The 9477-nt window shown below is 67.0% G+C and carries 10 protein-coding genes; 6 read left to right on the top strand and 4 right to left on the bottom strand.

From position 1 onward, the window contains the following. Both AC5RUF_RS15995 and AC5RUF_RS15990 read right to left on the bottom strand, forming a co-directional pair. A partial coding sequence (locus tag AC5RUF_RS15995; RefSeq protein WP_494131248.1) for a response regulator occupies positions 1 to 491 on the bottom strand: 491 nt, incomplete at its 3' end. A gap of 206 nt (positions 492 to 697) precedes the next feature. Then, entirely contained in the window at positions 698 to 2089 is a 1392-nt protein-coding gene (locus AC5RUF_RS15990; RefSeq protein ID WP_494131247.1) for a sensor histidine kinase, read from the bottom strand. A 258-nt stretch (positions 2090 to 2347) separates the two neighbouring features. Between AC5RUF_RS15990 and AC5RUF_RS15985 the strand changes: the two genes are divergently transcribed. Both AC5RUF_RS15985 and AC5RUF_RS15980 read left to right on the top strand, forming a co-directional pair. Beyond that, positions 2348 to 3523 (top strand): M20 metallopeptidase family protein, encoded by a 1176-nt coding sequence (locus tag AC5RUF_RS15985; protein ID WP_494131246.1) that lies wholly within the window; start codon positions 2348 to 2350, stop codon positions 3521 to 3523. A 49-nt stretch (positions 3524 to 3572) separates the two neighbouring features. Continuing rightward, positions 3573 to 4052 (top strand): DoxX family protein, encoded by a 480-nt coding sequence (locus AC5RUF_RS15980; RefSeq protein ID WP_494131245.1) that lies wholly within the window; start codon positions 3573 to 3575, stop codon positions 4050 to 4052. A 94-nt stretch (positions 4053 to 4146) separates the two neighbouring features. On the opposite strand, the gene AC5RUF_RS15975 is transcribed toward AC5RUF_RS15980, so the two are convergent. Together AC5RUF_RS15975 and AC5RUF_RS15970 are read right to left on the bottom strand one after the other, a co-directional pair. Then, positions 4147 to 4704 (bottom strand): hypothetical protein, encoded by a 558-nt coding sequence (locus AC5RUF_RS15975; protein ID WP_494131244.1) that lies wholly within the window; start codon positions 4702 to 4704, stop codon positions 4147 to 4149. A 39-nt stretch (positions 4705 to 4743) separates the two neighbouring features. Beyond that, a complete protein-coding gene (locus AC5RUF_RS15970) occupies positions 4744 to 5118 on the bottom strand; it encodes a PH domain-containing protein (RefSeq protein WP_493997697.1) in 375 nt (124 codons plus the stop codon). Positions 5119 to 5352: 234 nt separating this feature from the next. On the opposite strand from AC5RUF_RS15970, the gene AC5RUF_RS15965 reads away from it, so the two are divergent. The 4 genes from AC5RUF_RS15965 to AC5RUF_RS15950 all read left to right on the top strand — a co-directional run bounded on the left by AC5RUF_RS15965 (position 5353) and on the right by AC5RUF_RS15950 (position 9460). Continuing rightward, positions 5353 to 6285 (top strand): Rv1352/Rv1906c domain-containing protein, encoded by a 933-nt coding sequence (locus AC5RUF_RS15965; protein WP_494131243.1) that lies wholly within the window; start codon positions 5353 to 5355, stop codon positions 6283 to 6285. Further along, positions 6285 to 6845 (top strand): hypothetical protein, encoded by a 561-nt coding sequence (locus AC5RUF_RS15960; protein WP_494131242.1) that lies wholly within the window; start codon positions 6285 to 6287, stop codon positions 6843 to 6845. Before AC5RUF_RS15965 ends, AC5RUF_RS15960 begins: the two co-directional genes overlap by 1 nt. A 685-nt stretch (positions 6846 to 7530) precedes the next feature. Continuing rightward, positions 7531 to 8172, top strand: coding sequence for an ABC transporter permease (locus tag AC5RUF_RS15955; protein WP_494131241.1), 642 nt, complete (start codon positions 7531 to 7533; stop codon positions 8170 to 8172). After that, positions 8165 to 9460: an ATP-binding cassette domain-containing protein gene (locus AC5RUF_RS15950; protein ID WP_494131240.1), complete on the top strand. Its 1296-nt coding sequence runs from the start codon at positions 8165 to 8167 to the stop codon at positions 9458 to 9460. The genes AC5RUF_RS15955 and AC5RUF_RS15950 overlap by 8 nt, the downstream gene beginning before the upstream one ends. The last annotated feature ends 17 nt before the right edge of the window (positions 9461 to 9477 follow it).

Genomic DNA, 9477 nt, shown 5'->3' with positions numbered 1-9477 from the left:
CTGGGCCCGGCGGCGGCTCCGGTTCCGGCGGCGACGGCGGGAGTCCCGGCGACGGGCCGGGCCTGGTTCTGCCGGGCGAAACGCTCGATGACGCGGACGGTCATTTCCGGTGCCAGCAGGGCATGGCCGCCGGCCACGGCGTGCACTGCGGCCACCAGGTCATCCGGGTCGGCGTTCTTGAGCAGGAAGCCGCTGGCTCCGGCCCGCAGTGCGTCGAAGAGGTAGTCGTCGCGTTCAAAGGTGGTCAGGATGATGACCTTGGCGGTGCCTGCGGCGACCACTTCCTCAGTGGCGCGGATGCCGTCCAGCACGGGCATCTGCACGTCCATCAGGATGACGTCTACGGGATGGGCGGCGGCGAAGTCCACCGCGTCGCGGCCGTTGGCCACCTGCCCCACTACGTCGATTTCCTCCTCAACGGAGAGCATCATGGCAAAGCCTGCCCTCACCAGGGCCTGGTCATCGGCCAACAGGACCCGGATCGGTTCCATCGCTAGCATCTCCACTTCCCGGGGATTGGACCCCGCATCGGCAGCACTGCACTATGGCAGCACCGTGCCGCCCCCGGAACCACGGTAGCGGCACGTCGGCGCCCGGCGGGAGCGAAACCCGGCGAGTGTCGGGGATGTGACAGGACTGTGACAGGACGGTGCCGAACAAGACGGACAGCGCCGCTCGTCTCCGGTCCGCCGGCTGGTCAGCGCAGGGGGAAACGTACCCGGACCCGCCAGCCGCCGCCGCTCCGCGGGCCGATCTCGGCCTCACCGCCGTGCAGCGCAGCCCGTTCCCGGATGCCCCGGATACCGAAACCGGACCCGGCCGTGCCTGTGGACCGCGGGCGGCCGTTATCCACGGTTTCCACCTCCACCCACCGCCCGGTATCGGCAGTGCCGGTGCGCAGCGCGACGACGGCGGACCCGGCCGTGGAGTGCCGGCAGACGTTGGCCAGGGATTCCTGCACCGTGCGGTAGATGGACAGGGCCATCGGCGCCGGGACCGCGTCCAGGACCCCGGCTGTGTCTTCGGAGAGGTGGTAGGTGACCTTGAGGCTTTCATGCTCGGCCACCAGTGCCGGCAGGTCCTGGAGGCCGGGTTCGGGGGTCCGCCGCGCGCCGCCGTCGGGCGCCGTGGCGGGTTCCTCGCCGGCGCGGAGCACCCCCAGCAGGGTCCGCATTTCCGATACCGCCTCGCGGGAGGAGGCTTCGATGGTCTGCAGGGCGTCTGCGGTGGCCTCCGGCTTTTTCTCCAGCACGCGGCGGGCGGCACCGGCCTGGACGCCGATCACCGCGATGTGGTGCGCGACGACGTCGTGCAGCTCCCGCGCGATGCGCAGGCGTTCGTCGAGCACCGCCTGCCGGGCCAGCTCGGCCGACTGGGCTTCGAGCTGGGCGGACTGTTTGACCAGCAGCTCCCGCTGGTGCGCGGCCCGCCAGGCACTGATGCCGAAAATAATGGCACCGCCGAAATAGGCCGCATTGATGATCAGGTTGTAGATGGCCAGGGACGCCAGCGGCGGCAGGATCCCGCGGTAGGTCTCATCGCCCTCCATCAGCCGTTCCAGCATGCCGTCATAGGCGGAGGACACCGTGAAGGACAGCAGCACCCACAGGGCCATCACGGCAATCACCACCACGGTGCCCAGCCAGAGGATCCGCCGGTCCCGGGCCCAGGCCGCAGCCGTGTAGAGCGAGGCGAAGTAGGCGGCCTGGAAGGTGAGCTGACCGCCGATTGTAGGGACGAGCAGGGACAGGCACAGGAAGCCGGTGCTGCACAGCAGCATCACCACCACCGGATACCGCCGCCGGACAGCCAGCGGCAGGATGATCAGCGCCAGGGCCAGGTGCTGCACCCAGATGGGCCGGGTTTCGCCGGCGGCAGCCCCGATGCCGCGGCTGATTTCCAGGATCAGTGCGGAAGCCAGCAGCAGTACCAGGGCGCCCACCACGTCATTGCGCTGCTGTTCCCGCGTGGGCCCGGGACGCTCCCAGTCCTCGCCGGTGCGCCACGGCAGCCGGGCACGCCAGCCCGTCCGCGGTCGGGTCTCCTGCTGCTCCTGGTGTGCCGCATCGAAGGCCAGGGTCTCGATCATGGTGCCCAGTCTAGGAGCTGGGCGGGTGCGTGCGGTTCCGCCGCAGGGATGAGGGACCTGCGGCGGATGCGGCGCTTTACCGGCTTTCGGCTGAACCGGTCCCGCCGTCGTCGGAGTCGCGGCAGCCGCCGTCGTCCCGGAACCGGCCCGTTATGGCTTCCCGAGGCTGTACCGGAGGGGAAGGAGTGATTTACTGCGTAGGTAGCGGCAGCGAAACACCGGCGGCCGGACATCAGCGTGGATGACGGGACTTAAAGCATGTTTGTAGAAGAAGCACAGGCGATTCTTCCGGAGCTGGTGGCGCTGCGCCGCGAGCTGCACCGGGACCCGGAAACCGGCATCAACCTGCCCCGGACGCAGGAAAAGATCCTCGCCGCGCTGGCTGGGCTGGACCTGGAGATCACCCTGGGGGTGAAGACCACCTCGGTGGTGGCCGTGCTGCGCGGCGCCGAACCCGGCCCCACCGTCCTGCTGCGCGGCGACATGGACGCGCTGCCCGTGAGCGAACTGACTGATCTGGACTATGCCTCCCTCAACGGCGCCATGCATGCCTGCGGCCATGACCTGCATGTGGCCGGCCTGGTGGGCGCCGCCCGGCTGCTCTGCGCCCAGCAGCAGGACCTCTCCGGCAACGTGATCTTTATGTTCCAGCCGGGGGAGGAGGGCCACGACGGTGCGAGCCTGATGATTGACGAGGGAGTGCTCGACGCCGCCGGTGAACGTCCCGTGGCCGCGTACGGCATCCACGTCCGGCCCGGCCCGCTGGGCGTCTTCCGCACCAAGCCCGGCACCCTGATGGCCGGGGCGAACGAACTGCGGATCACGGTGAAGGGCTCCGGCGGGCACAGCTCGCAGCCGCAGACCGCCATCGACCCGGTGCCGGCGCTGACCGAGATCGCCACGGCACTGCAGACCATGGCCACCCGCCGGTTCTCCGCATTTGATCCGATTGTGCTCACGGTGACGCAGCTGTCCGCCGGCGAAGCGATCAACGTTATCCCCGATACCGCCAGCCTCGGCGCCTCCGTACGCACCCTCTCCGAGGAATCCCTGGACCGGGTGATCGTCGAATCCAAGGCGCTCGCCGAAGGCATCGCGGCCGCGCACGGCTGCACCGCGGACGTGGACTTCACCATCCGCTACCCGGTCACCCGCAACGACGCCGGCCGGACACAGGAAGCCGTCACCGGACTGCGGGAGATTTTCGGCGAGGACCGCGTGCTCGAATCGCGGGATCCGTTGATGGGCTCCGAGGATTTCTCCCTGGTGCTCAACGAGGTGCCGGGCACCTTCATCTTCCTGGGAGCGACGCCGCCGACGCTCAACCCGGTCACCGCGGCCTGGAACCACTCACCGCGGGTGGTGTTTGACGATTCCGTGCTGGGGGACCAGGCGGCAGCACTGGCGCAGCTGGCCTACAACCGGCTTACTTAGGGGTTTCTTCACCCGGTGCGGGCCGGGCCAGGGGTGCTAGCGTCAGGGCATGTCTGCACTGTCGAAGGTCCTGGCCGTTGTCTCCCGTCCCGCGCCGCCGACGTCGGCGCCCCGCCGCATCGGTGCGGTGGCACTGGGATCGTTCCTGGCGTTCGCCGGAACCTCCCACCTCACGTTCGCCCGGCAGGAATTCCAGGCGCAGGTCCCGGACTGGGTGCCGCTGGGCGAGGACGCGGTGGTGCTGCTCTCCGGCGTCGCCGAAATCAGCCTGGGCGCGTCACTGATCCTGCTGCGCAAGCGGCGGGCGCCGGTGGGCCTGGCCGCTGCGGCGTTCTTCGTCGCGATCTTCCCGGGCAACATTTCCCAGTACGTCACGCATACTGATGCGTTCGGCCTGGATTCGGACCGTGCCCGGCTGGTGCGGCTGTTCTTCCAGCCGCCGCTGGTGCTGTGGGCGCTGTGGTCCACCGGTGCGTGGAAGGAACTGCGGGCGGCGCTGCGGGAGGATGCCGGCGCAGCTCAGGATTGAAGAAGCAGTGTGTAGATGCTCTTGATCAGCCCGTCCTCGATGAAACACATGTCGACGCCGGAGAGGACAGGCGGTCGCGTTCATTGAATACGTGCTAGGAGCGCGGGGTCTTTGGCCAAATGACCTTCCCATCAACCTCGACGGTTATCCGTGGTGTGTCCTCAGGGTTGGTCTCATTTAGGGGCTGGCGTGCGTCTTGCTCCCTGGCCCTGCGGCGTTTTTCTCTGCGGAGCTGGCGCCGGGCCCGGCGCTGCTTACCCTCCCGTGCCTCCCGTTCGAACTGCTCCGCTTCCCAGTCCCGGTACCACTGCGGGAGCAGTACCGGGCGGAGGAACTTCGGCAGGAAGAACTGGTGCATCATCGCGATGGTCAGGCAAACACCCCAGATGGTGTTGCAAAGCACCTGAAAACCGGGGATTTTGATGCCTATCTCCTGCAATCCGATAAGCAGAAAGCATCCGGTGACTCCCAGCCCGCCCCAGAACGTCACAAACCCTGCCCGGGAATGCTTGGCCGTTGACTGCGCAGTGAAAACCAACCACGATGTCCAGCGGCCGCTGTAGGCGCGAAGGCCCATCACGATCATCGCCGGACCGAGGCATACGATCAGGATGCCGAGGAAGATGACGGCAATCAGGGGCGGTGAGTCCATGGACGGTTCCTTTAGGGGATTCGGCAGGCGCTCATACTCCTACAGGACGTGACGGCCGACCAGCTGCGAAATCCAGCGAATATCGACGTTTCCCTTGAACTCAAGATGTACCTTGCCCAAACCGCTGAACCAGAGGTCCAGTTCCGCATCAAGATCAAATGTTCCGGCAGTCTCCACGGAAAAAGTCTGGATCTTCGAATATGGCAGGGAGGTGTAATCACGCTTTTTGCCGGTCATACCCTGAACATTCACCGTGATCAGGCGCTTATTCGTAAACACGACATAGTCCCGGATTCCTTTGAATGCCGCAAGCAGATTTTCGCCCTCGATGAGCAGGGGAGCGACGTCGTCGCCCACTTCGGCAGGATTGCACGGTCCGAGCTTGACATAGGACGCATTGGCGAAATCGATCATGGGCCTCACGGTATAGGCCGAAGGTGTCGGGAGCTGAACCGCAACGCCGGTACTACGGCTAAAGAGGAGGTCCGCAGGCTGGACGGCCAGGCGCGTCGACGCCGTCCCCGTGACGACCATCACTGGCGTGGGCGCCCACCGTCGGCCATGAAGTGCCGACTGTAGACAGGGGATGGCGCCGAGGCGCTTCCGTCCCATCCCGATATTTGGCCTTCCGCAGGAAAGAACAGCACCATGCCGCACCGCAACCCGGACCAGATCGCCTCCCTTTCCCCCGTGGAAGGTCCGCTGGACAAGCACCTTCCGTCAGTTCCGGATACCGGCGCGCTGCCGGTCACGGAGACCGGCACGGAAACGGCCGCGGGCACGACCCTTGTTGCCACCGCCGATGTGCTCGCAGCCGAGCCCGCTGCCTCGTCCGCTGACCAGACGGAACCGACCCTGGGCGAAACCATGCCGCCTCCGCCGCCTGCGCCGACAGCGGAGGACGAGTTGGTTGCCGCCGGAAGGCCCGGCAATGCCGGCAAGCCGGGCAAGTCGCCCAAGCCGGGTAAATCGGGCAGACCGGCCAAGGGACGGAAGGTGTCGAAGCAGGCCGTGCCCGGTACCCCGGGTGCACGGAAAGGCAAGCGGATCTGGCTGGCCGCGGCCGGCGTCGTGCTGTTGGCCGGCGGCGCCGTGGGCGGTCACTTCCTGACCGATCCGACCCGGAGCGACGAATACGCCGCCCTGGCCGACGAATCCGCCCAGCGCCAGGCGAATCTGGACAAATCCGAAGAGGATTACCGGACCCTCAACGCCCAATACACCAAGCTCTCCGCCGGTATGACGTCCCGGGAGAGCAAGGTTTCCGCGAGGGAAGCAGCGGTGGCCACAGCGGAGGCCGACGTGAAGGCACGCGAAACGGCAGTGAGCTCCGCCGAAGCCACCAAGGCCGCCAACACCATCACCGACGGCACCTGGACAGTGGGCGCGACGGTCTCGGCCGGTACCTACACCACGACGACGGAGGTGGGGTCGAGCTGTTACTGGGGCATCTACCGCAGCGGTTCGAACGGCGACGACATCATCGAAAACGACATTCCCGGCGGCGGACGGCCGACCGTGACAATCGCGGAGGGCCAGGACTTCAAGTCCAGCCGCTGCGGAAAGTGGGAGAAGCAGTAATGAAGGAAGAGGCTCGGGTGCCGGGTCCGCAGTACCCCGTGCATCCGGCCCGCCCCGTGGCAGGGGGCGCGGCGGTGCCGCCCCCTCCGCCTGCCCCACCGATCAGCTCGCCTGCGCCGATGGATCCGTTCCTGCTGGCGCCGTACCAAACGCCGCCCGATCCCGAGCCTCCCCGGCGCAAGTATGCACTCTTTGCCGGTGCCGGCCTGGTGGTGGGCCTGGGCGCAGGGCTCCTCATCCCGGCCATCGATTTCCCATCCTCGGTGCTGCCTGATGCTCTCGACTCATGCGCCGTGGAGCTGCAGTGGGGCATCGGACTCGGTGACGACGGACAAAGCCTAACGGTCGATGGCCAAGGCGACGACGACGCCCTCGGGGTTCCGTATATGGACACCCTCTGCATCTTGGCCGCTGTTGATACTCCTGATGGCGTGCTCAGCCGAATGGGAAGTACCCGGGCGTTGGACGGCATGCAGGCTGCGGAGTGGGGCCGGATATCTGCCCATTGGACCTACCATCCGGAGGACGGCTTGGACGTGGTTCTTGAGGTCCTGGATTAGGCCGTACGCGTCGAGGCAGCCTGGCCCCGCGTCCCCGTGGAGTTTTTCCTGCCGCTTTGGGATTCTGCTGCCGGTTTGGGAAATCCCTCCGCTGCAAAGCGGCAGGGATTTCCCAAACTGGCAGCGATTTCCCTAAACGGAGCGTCGTGGAGATCCCCAACCCGCTGGCTCGGGCATTCATAGTGCAGTAGATGTCGTATGCGGTCCTTCTAAGCGACATTTACTGCACTATGAACGGCCCCTGGCCGGCAACGCGGGCGAGAATTCCCACGCTGCGAGGCAGGTGGTACTGGTGGGACCCCATGACTCACAGGAGTCACAGTGGGTGGGAAGTTCTCCTCGCCCCGGCCCCGCAGTCACCCACCGACCGCGCGCTGATTTGCCGTTGACGAGCCGCGCACCGCGCCTCCGGCTCCTCCGCACCCCGCCCCCTCCGCACCGCGCCACCGCCCGCCCCCGGCGTGCCAAACCCCGCTCACCCCCTCCCACCCCGCCGCCAACTTCGGCCGAAACCGTTGCGAAAGCATCACGTTGTTCCGGTGCGGGGTCTTTAGGCGCTTAATGTGAAGGAGGTAACGGTAAGTTTGCTGAGTAGTTTTCGCTCCCGGGGTCCCAAGGCCCCAGGACCTGAGGGTCGGGGAGCGGAGACGAGGAACATACGTAACCAAAGTGAAGAGGTCTTGATGTGTGGGAATTCGTGGCGGACCGGTATCCGCAGATTCTGTTCGCCGGATGGCAGCACTTCAGCCTGGTCCTTCAATGCCTGATCCTGGCCACGGTCCTGGCAGTGGTCATCGCCGCACTGGTGTACCGGAATAAAACCCTCACCGGACTGGCGAACGGGGTCTCCGCCGTCGGGCTGACCCTGCCCTCCTTTGCGCTGATCGGCCTGCTGATCGCCCCCGTGGGATTCGGTGCCACCCCGGCCGTGATCGTGGTGGCGTTCTATGCCACCCTGCCCATCCTGCGCAACGCCGTGGTGGGTCTGGCCGGGATCCCGCCCGCCGTCGTCGAATCGGCCCGCGGCATCGGCATGGGCCGGATGCGCACGCTGCTGCGCATTGAACTGCCGCTGGCCTGGCCGGTGATCCTCGCCGGGGTTCGGGTTTCGGCGCAGATGGTGATGGGCATTGCCGCCATCGCCGCCTACGCCCTGGGCCCGGGACTTGGCGGGTTCATCTTCTCCGGACTCTCCCGCCTGGGCGGTGCCAATTCCCTGCAATCCGTGGTGGTCGGCGTCGTTGGCGTCATTGTGCTGGCCCTGATCCTTGACCTTCTCCTGGTCGGCCTGGGCCGGCTCACAACCCCGCGAGGTATCCGTGTCTGAGACTGAATTCCCCAACGCATCCACCCACGACGGCGGCTCCGTCACCGGCGCCAGCATCCTGCTCGAGGACGTGACCAAACGCTACCCGGGACAGGCGAAAGCGGCGGTGGACGGGCTCACCCTGGAGATTCCCAAGGGCAGCATCGTGATGCTGGTCGGCCCGTCCGGCTGCGGCAAAACCACCACGCTGAAGATGATCAACCGGCTCATCGAACCCACCAGCGGCCAGATCATCCTGGGCGGGCAGGACGTCACCGGGATCGACGGCGACCAGCTGCGGCGCGGCATCGGCTACGTGATCCAGGCCGGCGGCCTGTTTCCGCACATGACCGTGGCGGCGAACATCGCCGTGGTGCCCAAGATGCTCGGCTGGGACAAGGAGAAGATCAGCGCCCGCGTGGACGAGCTGCTGGAACTGGTCTCCCTGGACCCGGCGCTGTACCGGGACCGGTATCCCAAGGAGCTTTCCGGCGGGCAGCAGCAGCGCGTGGGCGTGGCCCGGGCCTTGGCCGCGGACCCGCCCGTGCTGCTGATGGATGAACCCTTCGGTGCGGTGGACCCGATCACCCGCCAGCGGCTGCAGGATGAACTGCTGCACATCCAGTCCGAGCTGCACAAAACGATTGTCTGCGTCACGCACGACTTCGACGAAGCGGTGAAGCTGGGGGACTGGATCGCGATTTTCGACGAGGGCGCCCACCTGGTGCAGTACGACTCACCCGACCGCATCCTGGCCAACCCCGCGAACGAATTCGTGGAGAACTTCATCGGCTCCGGCGCCGGCCTGAAGCAGCTCACCCTGACCCGCGTCAACGAGGTGGAGCTGGCCATGCCGGTCACCGCCGCCGCCGGGGACCTGGCCAGCGACACCCTGTCCCGGCTCCAGGGTGCGGGCGAGCAGAACGCCGTGGTCCTGGATGACCGCGGGCGTCCGGTGCAGTGGCTCTCCCGCCGCCAGCTCAGCCGGCTGGACCGGCATACCGACACGCTGGACCCCAAGCTCCCAATCATCGGCAACCAGGCCACCCTCAATGACGCCCTCGACACCATGCTGGTCTCCAGCACGGGCGCCGCCCTGGTGACCGGGCCGCGGGACCGCTTCCTCGGCCTGGTCACCGTGCAGACCGTCATGGAAGCCATTACCTCCGCACAGGAGGCGGCGCTACAGGGCTCCTCCACCGCACCGGTGGGGATCAACAGCGGCATCATCGAGCGCAACGGTGCGGTCGGGTCCGGCAGCACGGCCGCCGACGACGCCGGTGCCGCCGCCGGGCAGGGCTCACGGTGAGCGAGTCCCGGCCGGCC

The sequence above is a fragment of the Arthrobacter sp. Y3224198 genome, from assembly GCF_059090025.1.
This window is presented reverse-complemented; position numbering and strand designations above follow the sequence as displayed.

Excerpts from the sequence above, each read along its gene's own strand:
- AC5RUF_RS15990 (WP_494131247.1), bottom strand. The coding sequence starts at position 2,089 with ATGATCGAGACCCTGGCCTTCGATGCGGCACACCAGGAGCAGCAGGAG.
- AC5RUF_RS15985 (WP_494131246.1), top strand. The coding sequence starts at position 2,348 with ATGTTTGTAGAAGAAGCACAGGCGATTCTTCCGGAGCTGGTGGCGCTG.
- AC5RUF_RS15980 (WP_494131245.1), top strand. The coding sequence starts at position 3,573 with ATGTCTGCACTGTCGAAGGTCCTGGCCGTTGTCTCCCGTCCCGCGCCG.
- AC5RUF_RS15975 (WP_494131244.1), bottom strand. The coding sequence starts at position 4,704 with ATGGACTCACCGCCCCTGATTGCCGTCATCTTCCTCGGCATCCTGATC.
- AC5RUF_RS15970 (WP_493997697.1), bottom strand. The coding sequence starts at position 5,118 with ATGATCGATTTCGCCAATGCGTCCTATGTCAAGCTCGGACCGTGCAAT.
- AC5RUF_RS15965 (WP_494131243.1), top strand. The coding sequence starts at position 5,353 with ATGCCGCACCGCAACCCGGACCAGATCGCCTCCCTTTCCCCCGTGGAA.
- AC5RUF_RS15960 (WP_494131242.1), top strand. The coding sequence starts at position 6,285 with ATGAAGGAAGAGGCTCGGGTGCCGGGTCCGCAGTACCCCGTGCATCCG.